Origin of the sequence: uncultured Streptococcus sp. (assembly GCF_963545685.1) — a bacterium.
Classification (GTDB): Bacteria; Bacillota; Bacilli; order Lactobacillales; family Streptococcaceae; genus Streptococcus.
The window spans coordinates 93,106-110,595 of the sequence record NZ_CAUUKN010000001.1; the positions used below are offsets into that span (position 1 = coordinate 93,106).

The 17,490-nt window shown below is 37.8% G+C and carries 17 protein-coding genes; 2 read left to right on the forward strand and 15 right to left on the reverse strand.

Annotation, left to right across the window (positions count from 1 at the left end; genetic code table 11):
• Nucleotides 1-141 precede the first annotated feature (141 nt).
• Complete coding sequence (locus RWZ99_RS00375; RefSeq protein ID WP_314675679.1) at nucleotides 142-1,482, forward strand: DUF1958 domain-containing protein; 1,341 nt, start codon at nucleotides 142-144, stop codon at nucleotides 1,480-1,482.
• Nucleotides 1,483-1,510: 28 nt separating this feature from the next.
• On the opposite strand, the gene RWZ99_RS00380 is transcribed toward RWZ99_RS00375, so the two are convergent.
• The 10 genes from RWZ99_RS00380 to RWZ99_RS00425 form a co-directional block, all read right to left on the reverse strand.
• Nucleotides 1,511-2,362: a patatin family protein gene (locus RWZ99_RS00380; protein WP_314675680.1), complete on the reverse strand. Its 852-nt coding sequence runs from the start codon at nucleotides 2,360-2,362 to the stop codon at nucleotides 1,511-1,513.
• Entirely contained in the window at nucleotides 2,359-2,979 is a 621-nt protein-coding gene (locus RWZ99_RS00385) for an SGNH/GDSL hydrolase family protein (RefSeq protein WP_314675682.1), read from the reverse strand. The genes RWZ99_RS00380 and RWZ99_RS00385 overlap by 4 nt, the downstream gene beginning before the upstream one ends.
• A gap of 3 nt (nucleotides 2,980-2,982) precedes the next feature.
• Nucleotides 2,983-4,560 carry an AarF/UbiB family protein gene (locus RWZ99_RS00390; protein ID WP_314675683.1) on the reverse strand — a complete coding sequence of 526 codons (1,578 nt, stop codon included), beginning with the start codon at nucleotides 4,558-4,560 and terminating at the stop codon, nucleotides 2,983-2,985.
• Nucleotides 4,561-4,577: 17 nt separating this feature from the next.
• A complete protein-coding gene (locus RWZ99_RS00395) occupies nucleotides 4,578-4,856 on the reverse strand; it encodes a hypothetical protein (RefSeq protein ID WP_314675684.1) in 279 nt (92 codons plus the stop codon).
• 256 nt (nucleotides 4,857-5,112) lie between these two features.
• Nucleotides 5,113-6,549, reverse strand: a complete 1,437-nt coding sequence (locus RWZ99_RS00400) for a glycoside hydrolase family 1 protein (protein WP_314675685.1) — start codon at nucleotides 6,547-6,549, stop codon at nucleotides 5,113-5,115.
• A 122-nt stretch (nucleotides 6,550-6,671) separates the two neighbouring features.
• The gene (locus tag RWZ99_RS00405) at nucleotides 6,672-7,808 is read right to left on the reverse strand and encodes an AI-2E family transporter (protein ID WP_314675686.1); all 1,137 of its coding nucleotides are present in this window, start codon (nucleotides 7,806-7,808) and stop codon (nucleotides 6,672-6,674) included.
• 78 nt (nucleotides 7,809-7,886) lie between these two features.
• Nucleotides 7,887-8,483, reverse strand: a complete 597-nt coding sequence (locus RWZ99_RS00410) for a histidine phosphatase family protein (RefSeq protein ID WP_314675687.1) — start codon at nucleotides 8,481-8,483, stop codon at nucleotides 7,887-7,889.
• Nucleotides 8,480-9,088: a histidine phosphatase family protein gene (locus tag RWZ99_RS00415; RefSeq protein ID WP_314675688.1), complete on the reverse strand. Its 609-nt coding sequence runs from the start codon at nucleotides 9,086-9,088 to the stop codon at nucleotides 8,480-8,482. The genes RWZ99_RS00410 and RWZ99_RS00415 overlap by 4 nt, the downstream gene beginning before the upstream one ends.
• Nucleotides 9,085-9,687, reverse strand: coding sequence for a histidine phosphatase family protein (locus RWZ99_RS00420; RefSeq protein ID WP_314675689.1), 603 nt, complete (start codon nucleotides 9,685-9,687; stop codon nucleotides 9,085-9,087). Before RWZ99_RS00420 ends, RWZ99_RS00415 begins: the two co-directional genes overlap by 4 nt.
• Nucleotides 9,688-9,703: 16 nt before the next feature.
• Nucleotides 9,704-10,525, reverse strand: coding sequence for a Cof-type HAD-IIB family hydrolase (locus tag RWZ99_RS00425; RefSeq protein WP_314675690.1), 822 nt, complete (start codon nucleotides 10,523-10,525; stop codon nucleotides 9,704-9,706).
• Between the two features lie 146 nt (nucleotides 10,526-10,671).
• Between RWZ99_RS00425 and RWZ99_RS00430 the strand changes: the two genes are divergently transcribed.
• A complete protein-coding gene (locus RWZ99_RS00430; protein WP_399555916.1) occupies nucleotides 10,672-11,691 on the forward strand; it encodes a phosphodiester glycosidase family protein in 1,020 nt (339 codons plus the stop codon).
• Between the two features lie 32 nt (nucleotides 11,692-11,723).
• On the opposite strand, the gene RWZ99_RS00435 is transcribed toward RWZ99_RS00430, so the two are convergent.
• From RWZ99_RS00435 to RWZ99_RS00455, 5 genes are read right to left on the reverse strand one after another with little or no spacing between them, the layout of a single operon-like run.
• Complete coding sequence (locus RWZ99_RS00435; protein ID WP_314675693.1) at nucleotides 11,724-12,776, reverse strand: galactofuranosyltransferase; 1,053 nt, start codon at nucleotides 12,774-12,776, stop codon at nucleotides 11,724-11,726.
• A gap of 10 nt (nucleotides 12,777-12,786) precedes the next feature.
• On the reverse strand, nucleotides 12,787-13,779 hold the full coding sequence (locus tag RWZ99_RS00440; RefSeq protein ID WP_314675695.1) for a stealth family protein: 993 nt from the start codon (nucleotides 13,777-13,779) through the stop codon (nucleotides 12,787-12,789).
• On the reverse strand, nucleotides 13,776-14,876 hold the full coding sequence (glf, locus tag RWZ99_RS00445) for a UDP-galactopyranose mutase (RefSeq protein WP_314675696.1): 1,101 nt from the start codon (nucleotides 14,874-14,876) through the stop codon (nucleotides 13,776-13,778). Before glf ends, RWZ99_RS00440 begins: the two co-directional genes overlap by 4 nt.
• Nucleotides 14,877-14,886: 10 nt before the next feature.
• Nucleotides 14,887-16,302: a flippase gene (locus tag RWZ99_RS00450; protein WP_314675698.1), complete on the reverse strand. Its 1,416-nt coding sequence runs from the start codon at nucleotides 16,300-16,302 to the stop codon at nucleotides 14,887-14,889.
• Entirely contained in the window at nucleotides 16,303-17,463 is a 1,161-nt protein-coding gene (locus RWZ99_RS00455; RefSeq protein ID WP_314675699.1) for a polysaccharide polymerase, read from the reverse strand.
• Nucleotides 17,464-17,490 lie beyond the last annotated feature (27 nt).

Below are 17,490 nucleotides of genomic sequence, written 5' to 3' on the forward strand. Positions count from 1 at the left end.
TCTGATTTTAAATAGAAAACTACAGCTTTGAATTCAACTAAAAGTGCTGAAATCTATGCTATAATGGTACGGTATGACGTTTTATAAACAATAGGATATATTAATATATCAAACAATACGTTATTACTAAGGAGACTATTTGTGAAAAAGAAATTGTTAGGCCTCCTTCTAGTAGCTAGTCTGGCAATATCTCCCAGTCTGTCATCCGCTGACCAACTGGTAGATATTGCACAAAAAGCAGGTTACAAGGAAGCCACTGAGACATACAGACCTAAGTCATCACTTTTGATTGATGCAAACACCGGTGATATCCTTTGGCAGGATAACATTGATGAAATCCGTGACCCTGCTTCTATGAGTAAGGCCATGTCCCTTTATTTGGTTTTTGATGCTTTATCAAGAGGTGAAATTAAGGAAGATACTGTTATTACAGCCAAGCCAACTGATGAAGCTATCGCTAATATCTATGAAATTTCAAATAATAAGATAGTTGCAGGTGTTAAATACACGGTTTCAGAACTTATCACTATGACAGCTGTCCCTTCTTCAAATGCTGCGACAGTTATGCTTGCCAACTACCTCAGTGATAATAATCCTGACAAATGGATCGATCGGATGAACGAAAAGTCCAAAGAGCTCGGAATGACAAATACCAAATGGTACAATGCCTCTGGAGCTGGTGCGTCATCATATAAGGGATACTACACTCCTAAACGTTATGACAATGACCATTCCAACCAAACGACTGCTCGTGATTTGTCCATTATGGCCTATAACCTTATCAAAAATCACCCAAATATCTTAAAATACACTAGTCAACAAACAGTAACCGTCAAAAAAGGTACTCCATATGAGGAAACCTTTGAAAATTACAACTACTCTCTGCCTGGTGCTGATTACGGTCTCAAGGGAGTAGATGGCTTAAAAACTGGTTCAAGTCCACGAGGAGACTATAACTATATTTCCACATGTAAGCGTGGTAATCAACGGATTATTTCAATCATCTTGGGTGTTGGAAATTGGGAAGATGAACGTAGTGAAAAAATCCGTCATGCCTTTGGTAACTCTCTCATTGAGAAGATGTTTAAGGACTATTCCTATCAGAAGATTCTAAGTAGAGGAAAACAAAAGATTGATGGTAAAAAATACGATGTACAAAAAGATGTCTATGCCACAGTAAAAAAAGGACAAGAGCCTAAAATTAGTGTTAAAGATGATTACATCCTTGTAGATAATGGACTAAAAACCGTATCTCCTAAGATCAAAGCAAACACCGTCAAAGCTACTAAAGCTGGCTTCTTCCTCTTTTCTTTTGGTCAAAAGAATAAACAGACAAGTAATCATAAAACATTTATGAAATATTTTGCCTTGCTCTGCTTCCTTATGTTACCAATTTACGTTTTCTATATGATTTTCAACAATGAAAAGAAGCGTCGGCAAAAACTCAAGGAACGTCGTCAAGCTCGACAAATGAATAACTAAGAAAAACGTGCCCAGAAGAGCACGTTTTTTAGTTATCTCCAAGAAATATTTTGAGATTGGTCATATCATTACGCATTTGTTCCAATCCTTCTTGATAAATGGCTTCGAACTTTTCTGGGTCCTTTTCCAATCGACCAACTTCAAGCGCATGCTCTGGACGAATGGCATATACTTTTCCAGATTTTTCCAAAGCCTCAATCTTCTCAATACTCTTATTGTAGTGAATATGTCGATTTGAAGCAACCTCAACAAATTTAGGATACTTACAGTAAAAGAGTTTGTAGATGCGTTTGCTAGTTTTAGAAGGTTGTTTACGATAAGCCTTAGGACGTGTCAAAACTACAATAAGTTTGTCAAATCCCATATTTTCCATAAAATCAATAGGAAGACTATCAGACAGACCACCATCCATGTAGCGTTTGCCCTTGTACTCGACTATTTCAGAAACCAGCGGTAGGGCAGAACTTGCACGAAGGGCTTCCATCTGCTCAAAAACATGATCAATCTTAATATAGTCTGGTTTTCCCGTCTCGATATCTGTAGTGACCACATAAAAGGGAACACCCGACTCAGCAAAAGCTTCCTGATCAAAAACATCTAACTCCATAGGAACCTTATAATAGGAGAATTCCTTATTAACGAAGTTACCGGTTGTCAGCCAAGACCAGAAACTCATGTAACGCCGGTCTCCCATGAATCGCTTATTATAGCGAAGAGATCTTTTGGGTTGATTAGAAAGGTAATTGACACCAAAAAGCGCTCCAGCAGATACCGAAACAACGCCATCCACCTTGATCCCAGCTTCTAAAAAGGCGTCTAAAACACCAGCTGTGTACAAGCCACGCATACCACCGCCTTCGAGGACTAAGCCTACCTTCATTCTAAAATCTCCTTTATAATTGGTTCTGCTATGACCTGATAAGCTTGTGGACTTAAGTGCAAACCATCAGTTGTGTAGTTGGCATTCAACTGTCCTTGATCATCTGTAAGATAATCAAAAAGATCAACATAAGTCACACCAGGTAGGACTGCTAGTTGTTGATTAAGCTCACGTACAGTCGTATTATTTCGAATCTTAACCTTAGAAGCATACTGTGATTCTTCACTAACTGGAAAGACACTCAGCAAATAGACCTCGGTAAAGAGGGATTCTTGTCGAACTGTCATGATAATATCGGAAATACGATTGACAATATCTTGAATAGGGTAGTCAAGTCCTATGTCATTAATTCCAATCAAGATAACCAATTTACTGGGTTCCAAATCTAAAACTTGCTCTTTAAGGTGTTCCAAAAGCCAAACCGAGTCTGTTCCTGCAATCCCGCGGTTAACCAAGGGAAAGTCTCGACCTAAGAACTTTTTCAATGCAAAAAACTCCGTGATGGAGTCCCCTGCAAAAACAATTTGGCCCTTGTCGAACTTTTGATTTTCACTTACAAATTTAGCTAAACGCTCTTTTTGATAGGCCACAAGCTCAGGCCTAGTTGTTTCAATCATACCTTATCCTTTTTTCTTAAATATTATACGACCTACAGTAACTAAAGCTAGGAAAGTTCCAAGTCCAAGAAATAGCCAAGCAAGATTTTGAAAATCTGATTTATTGGATAAAAGAGCACCAGACAGAAGAAATGCCAATGTCAACAAGGCTAAAACCAGATTATTTAAAACTTTCTCAAAGACTTTAACCCTACCTGAAAAGTCGATTAAATCATGGTTAAGCACAATTCGTCCGTTTAAAATCTGCTCCAAAAGCTGATGAAGACGGCGTGGAATGTTTTTCCCATTGCGAAGCAGGTAAAAGAGTTCAATCAAGATGCTCTCTTTATTCAGGGCCTGCTTAAGCATATCCGGTCCCATATTCTCTAGGAAGTAATCCTTGGCCAGGGTCATAAGATCTATATTTGGTGCTAATTCTCGAAAAATACCTTCAATTTGAAGCGAAGCTTTCTCCAAAATAGTGATTTGAGAAGAGGCTTTAAGATGATTCTTCTGGAAAATAGCCAGCAAATCTTCAAACAAATCTGTCATCGACAGACTTCCCAGGTCTACACCAGAATAACGGCCCAGCATCTGCTCCACATCCTGACTTAGAACTGCACGATTTAGAGCATTATCAAACTGGGTGACTGATAGGATTGCCTTCGTCATGCCGTCAACATCTTGTGCAGTAAAACTATATAAGATGTCATTTAAGGACGCACGCATCCCAACTTCCAACTCACCCATAATACCAAAATCAATGAAATAAATCTTGCCATCACGTACCAACATATTGCCAGGATGAGGATCACCATGAAAATAGCCATCTTTGAAGACCTGTTTGATAAACGACAGCATAAGCTTCTTGCCCACATCTTCCAGGTCATAACCAGCTTCAACCAGTTGGCTATAATGATTAAGCGGAATTCCATTGATATACTCTTCGACTATGAGATGAGGCGTCGTGAATTCATCATAAACCTCTGGCACACCCAGACAAGCCACTTGCTTATTGTTAGCCCTAAAACGTTTCATGGCCTCTGCTTCATTCCTAAAATCAAGTTCCTTGATTAGGGTTTCACGCAGATTTTCCAAAACCTCTTGAACATCGACCATGGGGATAAAATGCTTGGGTATATGCCGTGCAAGCTTAATAAGAAGCTGGATATCCTCCCTTACGATATCATCAATACCTGGTCTCTGGATTTTTATAATCACTTCCTGACCAGACAACAACCTTGCTCGATGGGTCTGAGCGACAGACCCAGAAGCCAGAGGTTCTTTGGAAAATTCGACAAAAAACTCAGAAAGATCACTTGGCAGTTCTTGCCTAATGGCAGTCATGACCTCCTCTTTGTTCAATGGAGGAACACTACTTTGGAGTTTAGATAATTCTCTGATATAGACCTCTGGCAAAAGATCCGAGCGTGTGGATAGAATTTGTCCAATTTTAACAAAACTTGGTCCCAATTGCTCGAAAGCTTGACGGAGCTTGACGGGTGTGGTCTGTTGATCTTGAGGAAGGTGTTTTTCACGATAAGAAAGGAGACCAACTGACGAGAAAACCTTCAACACATGTCTCAATCGTTTACTTGCCATTTTAGTCTCCTTACATTTTATTTATTTTGACTGAGCAAAGCATCAAGTTTTTCTTCAAGACGTTTCACATCATCTTTAGTCGCATACTCAACTGAAGTTTTCTTGGCATTAAGTTTAGCTAAAAATTCTTGAGCCTCTTCTTTACTTTGACGTTTTAGCTCTTGTTCTAGTTCCTTACCTTCTTCGACAGTCAAACGGCCCTTTTCAACCAATTCTTTGACAAAACTATCAGCCTTATCTACTGTCATAGCTGTCAAGCCAATACCAGCTAAAAGAACTTTTTTCAAATCATTCATGATTATTACCTCCATCTTAGTAGGAAAAGCAAAGAAATAGTCCGGCTACTTCTTCAGAAAATATAAGAACGTTTTCACACTTTTATTCTACCACTTTTTCAAAAAATGTGTAATTTATAACAAACAAACCCGTTTAAAAGGTTTAGTATTGTAATACGTCATATTTATTAAAAGAACTAAAACTCAAGTCATTAGAGGTTGTATTGTAATACTAAAAAAATAATCCCGAGCATGAGCTGGGATTATTGACTATTTTCTATTTGTAAAGAGCAGCACCATTACTTTCGATAACAGACTTATACCAAGCAAATGACTTTTTCTTATAACGAGCCAAGCTACCGCTACCATCATCATTTCGATCAACGTAGATGAAACCATAACGTTTACTGAGTTCAGCAGTTGAAGCTGAAACCAAATCAATTGGCCCCCAAGTCGTGTAGCCCCAAAGTTCTACTCCGTCTTGAAGAGCTTCACCAACTTGAATCAAGTGTTTTTGAAGGTAATCAATACGATAATCATCCTCAACTGTCGGACCATCAGGACCATCAACGAGAACATCTTTGGCACCTAGACCATTTTCGACAATAAACAATGGCAATTGATAACGATTATATAAATCATTTAAAACCAAACGAAGTCCAATTGGATCAATAGCCCAGCCCCATTCTGATTTCTCAAGGTATGGATTTTCGATACCACCTATGATGTTGCCTTTACCAACCTTATAGTCTTCTGGATTGTGTGCTGCTCCGACAGACATGTAATAAGAGAATGAAATAAAATCAACGGTATTCTTTAAGATTTCATCATCTTCAGAGGCAAATTGTATTTCAATACCGTTCTCTTTGAAATAGCGTTTAATATAGTTCGGATACTTCCCACGTGCATGGATATCTGAGAAGAGATAGTTTTGATTTTCAAACTCATGAACTGCCAACTGGTCCAAAGGATTAGCTGTCATCCCATACGCAGGCATGGCAAGAACCATGCAACCGATTTTAAAGTCAGGGTTGATTTCATGGCCAATCTTAGTTGCTGAAGCTGAAGCGACTAACTCATGGTGAACTGCTTGATAGAGTTCTTGTTTAGATAGCTCTTCCATGGGTGTTGCAATACCACCTGACATGAACGGTGAATGTAGAACAGAGTTCACTTCATTAAAGGTCAACCAGTATTTGACCTTATCTTTATAACGTTTGAAGACTGTACGAACATAATTCTCATAAAATCCAATTAATTTACGATTAGTCCATCCATTGTACTCACGCGCTAAATTTAATGGTGTTTCATAGTGAGACAAGGTAACTAGAGGTTCGATACCATACTTAGCCAATTCGTTAAAAACCTTATCGTAGAAGGCTAGTCCTGCTTCATTTGGCTCGGCATCATCACCGTTTGGGAAAATACGAGACCAGGCAATCGACATGCGAAAGACCTTGAAGCCCATCTCTGCAAATAGTGCAATGTCCTCTTTATAGCGGTGGTAGAAATCTATACCTTCGAGCTTAAGATTATCAGCTGTTGGTTGTTCAGTAATCAAAGGATTCAAAGCACCAGGTTCAAAAGGGACACCACCTTTTGGAGTCACATCCTGCACAGACAAGCCTTTGCCATCTAGGTTATAAGCACCTTCAAACTGGTTGGCAGCTGTCGCACCACCCCAGAGAAATTCTTTCGGAAATGTATAAGTCATCTATTATCTCCTTGCATTGTTCAAGATACTCATAGTATAACACTTAGAAAACGATTACACTTATACTATATTATTGAAATCTGATACTATAACACGAAAAAACAGACCGAGGTCTGTTTTAATTAATCACTATTTTCTAAAGATGCAACTGCTTTGGCTTCTTCGCGTTTAATAACATTATCCTTAACAATCTGATATAGGGTTGCGGCTACTGGAACGGAAACCAACATACCCAGGATCCCCCCTAAGGCAGATCCTATGGTAATGGCAAAGATAACCCAAATGCCTGGAAGTCCGGTAGAACCACCAACCACATAAGGATAGATGAGATTACCTTCAAACTGTTGTAGAATAACCACGTAGACAACAAACAAAAGTGCCAAGGTCACGGAATGAGTCATAATCAAAATGGTACCAATAGTAACACCAATATAGGCACCCACAACAGGTATCACTGCTGAAAAGCCAATCAGGATAGAAATGGTCGCAGCGTAAGGAAAATTAAAGATAAGCATCCCAATATAACATAAGGTCCCCAAAATGCAGGCTTCAATCGACTGATAGACAAAGAAATTGCGGAAACGATTATTGAGAATAGCAACCACATAGTGGAAAGTTTTACCATAACGCCCCAAATAGACATCTACTAAGCGATTAACCTGATTGCCAAGCTTCTCCTTCCCAGCCAAGACATAGCAAGAAAAGACTATACTGATAAAGAGATTAATCAAAGTTGACGGTAGGCTAGTCAAGGAAGTCAAGAAATTCGTTAAACCATTCATGATTTGTTGAAGCAACTGAGCACTATAGCTATTGATTAGCTCTCTAACCTGTGTCACACCACCTAGGTCTTGGATGACCTTCTGCAAAGATTTGTTCTTAAGCAACCAATTAATCAAATTATTAATAGCTGAGCGATCTTGACTAATCAAGGTATTGATACTATCAATCAAATCAGGAAGGACCGTGAATACTACCCAAGTAAAGACCAAGCCGATGGTCGCAAAAGCCAAGATCAAGGAAATGGGACGTTTAATTTTATTGATAAAACCAAATGGTATAAACTTGACCAGTATTTTTTCATAAAAAGACATAAGGATATTGACCACAAAGGCAATTCCCGCTCCAACTAAGAAGGGCTGACTGGCAACAAATATCGTGTTACAAATAGAAAAAACGGTTTCCCAATAGGTATATATCAAGAAACAGCTGAAAAACAGCACAGCCAACCAAATGAACTGATTTTTTGTAAACTTCATAGGCACTCCAAAATTTAAAATACCCTTCCATTATACACTAAGAAAGAGTTTCTTACTATCTTTGTTCATAGAAAGACACTAAAACTCCATAAATTCTTGATCAGTTAAAGGATCTATTAGTTTAACAAAGTGAAAGTTCGATCCATCGTAATCAAAGACTAAGATGGCACAATTGCCTGGACAAGACTGAAAGGCACGCTCGGGCTCAACAGCATGAAGAAAAGTCATCAAGGCTCCTGCATGACTGACAGCCAAAATAGATTGGTCAGGATGTTGATCTACTATCTCCCTTGCACCATTTACCACTCGTTCTACAAACTGGTCTTGACTTTCCCCACCAAACTGAGCATAGTGGTCACCGAAATGCCCCTGAATTTGAATTTTAGGATGAAGATACTCCGGTTGCCCCTCAAAAATACCGAAGTGCATCTCTTTAAGTCCCTTAACACGTTTATAATCAGTACGCCCTGTGGCCAATTCAATGGTATCAGAAGCCCTTTCAGTTGTCGTACAGTAATAATGATCAAAAGTCATATGATGTTTTTCAAAATAAGCACGCACCTGACGAGCTTGGTCTCTACCTTTTTCAGTCAAGGGCGAGTCACACCACCCTTGAATTCGATTAAGTGTGTTAAAAAGTGTTTGTCCATGTCGCATTAAATAGAATCTTGTCATTCTTCCTCTCCGTAAATATACTCTTCTTCCACGGGATTATAAATTGAAACCAATTCAAATTGACCTTGGTCATAAGTAAAATGTAAGATAGAACAATTTTTAAGACCATGGATATCTGGGATAGGATCTAAAACACGTCTACAGAACTGCAAAATAGATGGACCATGACTAACAAGCAAGGACTTAGAGCCATCGGCTACGCTCTCCATGATAGCTCTAACAGTCAACTCCATACGATCTTGGACCTGAGTTGTACTTTCACCACCAAATTGAACAAAGAAATCACCATAACCTTGTCCATCAGGTAAGGTTTTAGGAGCAAGATATTCTGGTTGCCCCTCAAAAGCTCCAAAATCCTGTCCTTTAAGACCTTTAAGTCTTTCATAATCTGTTCGTCCTGTCACAATTTCTAGAGTATCGCTAGCTCTCTCAGAGGTTGAGGTAAAGACATGATTAAAAATTGGCTCTTGCTTGGCTAAATACTGACCAGCCTTTTTAGCCTGTTCTATCCCGACTTCCGTCAAAGGAGCATCGCAGACCCCCTGAAGTCTATGTTGAACATTAAATCGTGTTTGTCCATGTCTCATGATATAAAATTCTTTCATAATGTCACCTCTAAACCAGAAATCGGGTCAACCACCTGAAGAAGTTCCAATTGCTCTTTGTTATAATCATAAACACACATATTACAATTACCAAATCCTACTCCTTCAGGAAATGGCAAGTCCATAGTAATAATCAACCCCCATATAGCCGCTCCATGACTAACAAATAGAAGATTCTCATCCCCCTTTTTAGTATGTTCTTCTGCTTTCTCTATGACAGTCTTTAAAACCCTCTGACCAACCTGACGGATATCTTCCCCTCCATATGGAACCAAAAGATCTTCAAAGGATCGTGCACCTGGTCGATGTTTTGGCAAGAGATGCTCAGGTTGAGCCTCAAAAGACCCAAAATTCATTTCTTTAATTCCTTTAAGCTGAGTTATTGTATACTCAGGCGCCACAATCTTTGCCGTGTCAGTTGCTCTCTCTTGCGTAGATGAATAGACAGCATCAAAAGAAATACCTTTCTTCGCAAAGTACTCCTTAGCTTGTTCTGCTTGTCCGATCCCATTTTCAGTCAGGGGAGAGTCGCACCATCCCTGAACACGCTTTTGTGTATTAAATAATGTCTCACCATGTCGCATTAAATATATCTTCATTACTTTACCACCTTTTTTACGATAAACCTAAATAGTCTTCTAAGATAGTCAAAACACCTTGATCCTTATGGTGCGGTGCTATTTGGTCTGCCACTTGCAAAAGAGCAAGGCTGGCATTTTCCATCGCATAAGAATGACTAGACATACGTAGGAGCTCAATATCATTATCACCATCACCAAAAGCCATAACATTTGCCTCAGACAACTCCCAATGATCAAGAAGCTGCTTTAACCCCCAAGCCTTGTGCATGCCTTTTTGAATGAAGTCAATGGCACCAAAACCACTTGGAACAGCGACAAGATTACCATCAAAATCACGATTAAAAGCTTCTGAAACACGATTAGCTTCTTCAGGACTCAGCAACATGGTAATTTTGATGAAATCATCATCTAAATCCTCCAATCTATTCAAACGGAGAATGGATGCTTCCATAGCGGCTTGTTCTTCTTCTGTTATCATCTCTTTACCGAAATGTAGTTTCGTTCCTGATAGCATATAAGCAGATCTAGCACCATTGAATATAGTTGGCTTATCTAACAAATCATCATTAAAATATCTTAGCAAATTTTCAACATCATTAGATGGCATGAACTCCTGACACAGAAGCTTGCCATAGCTAACCACCTGACCACCGTTTTCAGCTACAAAATGCAGGCGGTCAAAAGTCTCCGCAAACATCGGTTTAAGGCGACTCATACTATTACCTGATGCAACGACAAAGTGCATATCACGCGCATCCATAGCATCCAAAATATGATTAAAACGCTCCTTATCATAGCTGCCTTTATCATCTAGGAATGTTCCATCCATATCTGATGCAATCACCTTAATAGTCATAAAGCAACCTCCTTGACTAACTTACTCTTATTATAACCCTTTTAGAAAACGCTTACCAGTACCATAATAGGAAAAACTGATACTATTCTTGGATATTTAATGCTCTTAAGATTGTTTTGTCAGCCTAGATTGTTTATAATGATAGTATGAAATTGAAAAAAATTTTAAGAATGCTATTTTCTATTCTAATGATTGGTGCCATAATTGGTGGACTAGTCTACCTTACCATCTATTTCAATAACCGAGATATTAAGAAACTTTCTATGCCATCAAATAAGGTTGGATTGACCTTTAAGATAAAAAATAAGGAGCTTCTCGACCAGTCAGTCCTACTTGAAAAAGGCAGTATCAAGGATGTAGATATGCAAATCTTGTCTTTTAAAAAAGATGGAAAATATGTCCTTCAAAAAGGAAGAACCGAGGATAATAATCCTGAACTTACAGAAAAAAGTATTAAGTACGAGGCTAATCGTAGAGAAGCTCTTGCTCTGATTAACTCAGGTTTTTGGTCTTATGAGGGTCTGGATCGTCCTTTCGCTCAAAAGGAAATTGAACAAGGTAAAACTGGCCTTCTTTATGGCGATGATCAAAATAATATAACTGCTGGAACCTATCCTAATATAGACACGGCAAAAATGTTCACACACATGGGAAGTAACGGTTGGGATACAGGTGCCTTCGGAATTATCATTAAGGATAAAAAGCTGGATAAAACTTGGGAGAAAGGTGATCCTGACCAACCAAATGCCCGTTCTATTTACGTTGAGACCTATGATGGTATTATCCGTATTATCCAAACCTACGGCCACACCTCCCTCAATAAAGGCTTAAATCACGAAGACATTTATAAGCTTTTAAAAAATTTAGGCTACTCAAATATTCGCCTCGCTTTCTTACTTGATGGTGGTGGAACGACTCGCATGTACACTCGATCTGACAATGGTAAGGAAAAGGTTGCTGGTGCCTTTGTCGATGACAGAACCTATATTGAGTACCTCTATCTTGCCAAGCGTGACAGTAATGCTACTGATCCAAATATATGGCGTGATCAAGAGCTCGTAAAAACAGGTAAATCCAAGTCAATCACTTATGACGACTATATAAAAGCAATCTTTTCAAATGGAAAAGTTCCAGGAACCCAATACCAATTTGAAACCTCCAAATAATACAAAAAATCCTCACAAGCATGAGGATTTTTTTATTTCAAATTGTTTAATGCTGTAATCAGGTAGTGACCATCACGAATGCCCTTACCTACACGCTTAGCATTTTCAACCAAATCTTGATAGTCAGTATCTGAAAGATTGTCGATTGTCGCCTTCAAATCATGAAGTGACTCTACTGCAATCCCACAGCCGTTCTCTAATACAAAATGAGAGAGAGCAGATTGTTTCCAAACCACAAGCGGAAAACCTGAGGCCAAGTATAGGGACGCCTTGTGAGAGTTGTTATAGCGAAGGTACTCACCAAATACACCACTACATGTCTCAGCGCTATCACCATCCCAGACAAGCCCAAAACCACCTTCAAGTGCTGCTGGTAGCTCGTCAGGTAGGAAGGACCCAAAGTAAGTCTCATTTGCAAGAGCTCTGCTCTCATCAAAGCCAACACCATAAAGGTTATAAGCAGGTTCTTCAGGAAGAGAATAAAGATAACCAGCTTTTTCCTGAGCCAAATTACCAGCCACAATAATTGGCTGATTCTTAGTAAGACCCGTCTTCTCTTGGAAATTTGGAATCAAATAGTCGAAAATGCCAAGGCTAACAATCTTATCTGCCTCAACCCCTTTATCCACCAAAACAGACTTCATAATAGGATTGTGGGCAATGATACCAGTTACACTATGAAATGTATCACTTTCCGTTAATTTCATCCGTAACTTCATTCTAAATGGTAGAGTCTTGTCATTTACAAAACGCAAGGTTTCTAGATCATGAATCAGAAGATAGATGTTAACACCTCTATTTTTAAGAGATTTTAGTAGACTGTTAATAAATAAAGAATGATGTAACAAGGGAAATTGTATCACAATATCATCATTTTTCTTTAAACGTTTGAAGGCTCTCCAAAGTGCTCTATATTTGTGAATCTGAGCATTAAAAACATTCATTTTATACCAGTCGTCTACTCTAACTTTTAAGGGAGTATAACCTAGTCTATTAAAGATCACTTCAACATCATTACGTGCCTTATTCCCGGCATTTTTCACATTATTATCGTGTAAAAATTCTTCTTTTAAATAGTATTTCATCTCTTATTTCTCATTTTTCAAAAGCTGATTTTTCAGGATAGCGTTCTTTCAAGATTTGCTTAAAATGAATGAGATTTTCTTCCTTAAAGTCACTATCATCATTCACACAAAGCAGTTTTTTATGTTTATCTTCAAAGATTTTATCAAGTTTATCCACTTGATTTAAACCAATTGTCTCTCCAAAATTCTTTGACATAGGATAAAACTGATTACTTTCAATTTGCCAATGCTGACAGATGTATTGATTAACATCTACTCCATAGTCTCTAATTTTATTTCGTGACGTTTTATCTAAGATTTCTCCCTCAATTTCCCATAAGTGTGCCAAGGTACTCTTTTTCATCGGAACAGGTAAATGCTGATTCACATAGCCTGTTGGCCCCCATGGCAAGAGTAACAGATTTTTCAAAACCAAGGAACCATAACGGAAAGTGAAGAATTTCCAAGGCGAAGATTTCAAAGCCTTCTTATTAGGAAAATGGCGATAGATTAATTCAACATTATTGTGATAAGTATTCGTAAATGGTGACCAAGGAACTAAAGCATCGTATACTGCTAAAAGCTTGGGTTGACCATTTTTATAAAAATCTGAAGGTTGACTATCTCTAATCAAGTACATATCATCATTGAAATAGAGATAGTTTTCCGACAAGCCTTCAATCCGATGGAGGTTCAGCTCAATTGCCGCTGAATTATAAGTAGGTAGATACTCTTCAGGCATAAATTCCTTATGAGTGACCAACTTGAGTTTTGGATGCTCCAAGTTCAACCATTCGGGTTTTTGCCCATTGGTGACTAAGTAAACATGATTTACCCAAGGAGCATGTTTTTCAATCATTCGAAACCAGTAATTAAAAATGCCATAATCACGATAACGTTGCTCTCCATCAATTTCTTGGTCAAAATCTGCAACTTGACCAGTCACAGCTTGTTTCTCACGGATAAACTCTGGATCACTACCATCAACCCAGAGAACAACGATATCAATCTTTTCTTGTGTCATTTAGTAAATTCTTTCTCAACGACTTCCAAGGCACGCTCAATGACCACGTGCATATCATAGTATTTATAGTCTGCTAGACGTCCACAGAAGATGACCCTGTCATTTTTCTCAGCTTCTTCTTGGTACTTGGCAAACATAGCATTGTTTTTGTCATCATTGATTGGGTAGTATGGCTCATCTCCACGTTTCCAATCAGCTGGGTATTCACGCGTGATGACCGTCTTTGGTTGGGTTCCATACTCGAAGTGCTTATGCTCAATAATACGAGTATAAGGAATCTCACGCTCTGTGTAGTTGACTACAGCATTACCTTGATAATTTTCCTCATCCAGGATCTCGTGCTCGAACCGAAGGCTGCGGTATTCCAACTCTCCGTGCTTGTAGTCAAAGTACTGGTCAATCATTCCTGTAAAGACCACTTTCCCCGCAGATGCTTCCAGCTCTTCACGATTGGCAAAGAAATCAACCCCAAGCTCTACTTCCACATCGCCCAGCATATTTTCAATGATGACATTGTAGCCACCAATTGGAATCCCTTGGTAACGATCATTAAAGTAGTTATTATCGAAGGTTAAGCGAACGGGAAGACGTTTGATGATAAATGGTGGAAGGTCTGTTGCAGAACGTCCCCATTGTTTTTCCGTGTATCCTTTAATCAACTTTTCGTAGATATCTGGACCAATCAACTTGATGGCTTGTTCTTCCAAGTTTTTAGGCTCAACATCTTTCATATCAGCCGTTTGCTCAGCAATCTTGTCCTTAACTTCTTGCGGAGTCTTAGTACCCCACATAGCATAGAAGGTATTCATGTTAAATGGAAGATTGTAAAGACTGCCCTTATAGTTAGCAATAGGGGAATTGATATAGTTGTTAAATTCAGCAAATTGGTTGACATAATCCCAAACCTTTTTGTTTGAGGTATGGAAGATGTGGGCTCCGTACTTGTGAACATTGATTCCTTCAACATTTTCACAGTAAATATTTCCGCCAATGTGATCACGCTTGTCAATCACTTTTACTTTTTTGCCACGTTTTGTAGCTTCGTGTGCGAAGATTGCTCCAGACAAACCAGCACCAACGATAAGATAATCGTACATATTTCTCTCCTTAGTTTTTCATTAACTGTTGCTTCAAGTCTTTCATATCAACGACACGCAAGACAAAAATTAAAATGACATAAATAATAGCTCCTACAAGGCCATCTACTGCTACATTTACCATAGGTTTAAATTGAACAAATGTCTTAAAGACAAGGAGTGCAAGATACATGATAACTGATGCTAGAATGATTTTAGACATGGCTGGAAGGATAGACACATCTTTGATGAATCTCCTTGAAAAATTCAGTTGGATAACCCATACCAAAGCCTCTGTTAAAACAGATACAATAGAGGCCCCGACAAAGCCAAATGGAGGAATTAACAAGAGATTAAGTCCCACACTGATAACAGCCGGAATAGTCGTAGAGAGCATAAACTCACGATGTTTATTGTGTGGAATCAAAATCTGAATTCCCATAATATTTGTCCAACCAATAAAGAACATCCTAAAGACCATGATGGCAATAGCCAGATAAGCCTCTTGGAAATCTTTGCCTAGGAAGAAACTCACAAAGTCCTTATTGACGATTAAGAGCCCTGCTATAATCGGGAAAATTACCAGATTATAAATCAAGAAAGAAAATTCATGCATCTTGTTAACAGCCTTATAATCACCGTTAGACAAGAGACCAGATACCCTAGGAAGCATAACACTCCCTAAAGAGGTCACAAGAGTTAAAAGGATATTGATAATCTTCAATGCCTGATCATAAATACCGACATCATTGGTAGATGACAAGGCACCCAACATCGTACGATCCAAAGTCACGTATAATGAAATGGCAACCTGCGGAAGAAATAGCAAGATAACAGGCTTGAGATGTGTCCTAGCAAAAGATAAATCAAATTGAGGTTCACCAATATAAGATCTTGCTGGTAACCACAGACTCAACTGTCCAAGCAATTCAAAGAAGGTCAAAAGGAAAACATAGAGATACAAATCATCAGGTGTTTTCACAAATAGGAAAATAGAAACAACTCCTAAAAGCTTTACCGTTGTATTCCTAGCGGTAATACGACGAAAATCTTCCAATCCTTGGAATAACCAAGAAATATCCATTCCTTTTGATATCAAGCTTAGTCCTAAGATATAAGCCACCATATTTTGCATGCCAGGAAAGAATAAACACAAAAGCGTGTACAAGGTAAGGGACAGAATAGTCGCCATCAACTGAAGGGTATAAATCCCCCAGAAATTTTTACGAATATCCTTACGATGACCTGAAATCTCCTTGGTCCCATAATTGGCAACCCCTAAAGTCGCCAAGAGAATAAAGTAGGTCACAATCGAATTAAAGTAACCATAAGTACCTAAATCCTTTGAACTGAAAATCCTAGTAACATAAGGTGTCGTAATGATTGGTAAAACAATGACCAGCAACTGGTAGGAAAGATTGTAGGCGTAATTTTTTAAAACTCTCATTTATAGTACCTTCATTTTATTTTCCTCGTCATTTATTTCTTTTATCGAAATTAAACTTGCGAATAATGTAAACATGAAGATGTTGTACCCTGGTCTAATCCAAAATGCTTCTATCATACAATTAATAGTTATTAGAGAAAGTAATGCTAGAAATAACATTTTACCTTCTTTATAAAATCTCCTGGATGATAAAACATAAACTAATACAAGTAAGACTACAGGAACAATTCCATAGTAGAATAACATTTGAATATAAGAGGAATCAACATAATTATAACTGAGTACTGACTCTGTAGTACCACCATAACCAATAAATTTTACATTATTAGTTCCAAAAAGGTGTAACTTGTATGTATCAAGGGCATTTTTACCCAAAAAAAGTCTCATACTGAAGAAATCGTTCAACTTAACAAAAAATGGAGAAGAAAAAGAAAAATGGGAAGACAAATAAAACATCAATGATGAAAAAATTGCCGCAGAATAGGGTAGTATGTAATAAACTTTAAATTTCTTTTCTTTAGTATAATACATTACTAAAAAAATAATTACAGCTATCAAAACAGACATAGAATTCAATCTAGCATCACAAAATTTGATAATAAAAGCCGATAAAGCTACTCCAACTGCCACCCTAAGCCAAATATACTTTTCTCTAAGTAAATATCCCCAAGCAATAAACAAATAAAAACAGTGTGAGGCAAAATCTGTAGGATAGATAAAGCCAAATGAATTTCTTATAACTAATCCAGAAGATCTAACTTGCGCAAATTGTAAATTTGGTAGAAAACCAATTATTGAGAGTAAGAATATACCTATGACAATTGAACCAGCAATAAACACATAAGTTTTTAAAATAACATCTACATCAACATCATAAAGTAGTAAAATCAATAATGAGTAAAGGAGAAAATTGGTAGCACCAGTTTGTAAAAAGACACATAAACTTGTTACGATTAAAAGAATTCCTGAAACAATGAATGATATACTAAAATTTTTAATAAATAAAAATCTTAGTGCCAACACCAATGCAACACCAATCAAGAGAATAGTTGGTAATTGAGGGAGAGTTTTATTAAGAACCGAAGTCATAATAACATCGTACCCTACAATTACCGATAAGACCAAAATAACCAAAAGGTTCTCAAACTTAATTTTTAACATAATACCTTTTTACTGTTTATAATAATA

Excerpts from the sequence above, each read along its gene's own strand:
- RWZ99_RS00450 (WP_314675698.1), bottom strand. The coding sequence starts at position 16,302 with ATGAGAGTTTTAAAAAATTACGCCTACAATCTTTCCTACCAGTTGCTG.
- RWZ99_RS00435 (WP_314675693.1), bottom strand. The coding sequence starts at position 12,776 with ATGAAATACTATTTAAAAGAAGAATTTTTACACGATAATAATGTGAAA.
- glf (WP_314675696.1), bottom strand. The coding sequence starts at position 14,876 with ATGTACGATTATCTTATCGTTGGTGCTGGTTTGTCTGGAGCAATCTTC.
- RWZ99_RS00390 (WP_314675683.1), bottom strand. The coding sequence starts at position 4,560 with ATGGCAAGTAAACGATTGAGACATGTGTTGAAGGTTTTCTCGTCAGTT.
- RWZ99_RS00400 (WP_314675685.1), bottom strand. The coding sequence starts at position 6,549 with ATGACTTATACATTTCCGAAAGAATTTCTCTGGGGTGGTGCGACAGCT.
- RWZ99_RS00455 (WP_314675699.1), bottom strand. The coding sequence starts at position 17,463 with ATGTTAAAAATTAAGTTTGAGAACCTTTTGGTTATTTTGGTCTTATCG.
- RWZ99_RS00410 (WP_314675687.1), bottom strand. The coding sequence starts at position 8,483 with ATGACAAGATTCTATTTAATGCGACATGGACAAACACTTTTTAACACA.
- RWZ99_RS00430 (WP_399555916.1), top strand. The coding sequence starts at position 10,672 with ATGAAATTGAAAAAAATTTTAAGAATGCTATTTTCTATTCTAATGATT.
- RWZ99_RS00425 (WP_314675690.1), bottom strand. The coding sequence starts at position 10,525 with ATGACTATTAAGGTGATTGCATCAGATATGGATGGAACATTCCTAGAT.
- RWZ99_RS00405 (WP_314675686.1), bottom strand. The coding sequence starts at position 7,808 with ATGAAGTTTACAAAAAATCAGTTCATTTGGTTGGCTGTGCTGTTTTTC.
- RWZ99_RS00420 (WP_314675689.1), bottom strand. The coding sequence starts at position 9,687 with ATGAAGATATATTTAATGCGACATGGTGAGACATTATTTAATACACAA.
- RWZ99_RS00380 (WP_314675680.1), bottom strand. The coding sequence starts at position 2,362 with ATGAAGGTAGGCTTAGTCCTCGAAGGCGGTGGTATGCGTGGCTTGTAC.
- RWZ99_RS00440 (WP_314675695.1), bottom strand. The coding sequence starts at position 13,779 with ATGACACAAGAAAAGATTGATATCGTTGTTCTCTGGGTTGATGGTAGT.
- RWZ99_RS00385 (WP_314675682.1), bottom strand. The coding sequence starts at position 2,979 with ATGATTGAAACAACTAGGCCTGAGCTTGTGGCCTATCAAAAAGAGCGT.
- RWZ99_RS00395 (WP_314675684.1), bottom strand. The coding sequence starts at position 4,856 with ATGAATGATTTGAAAAAAGTTCTTTTAGCTGGTATTGGCTTGACAGCT.
- RWZ99_RS00415 (WP_314675688.1), bottom strand. The coding sequence starts at position 9,088 with ATGAAAGAATTTTATATCATGAGACATGGACAAACACGATTTAATGTT.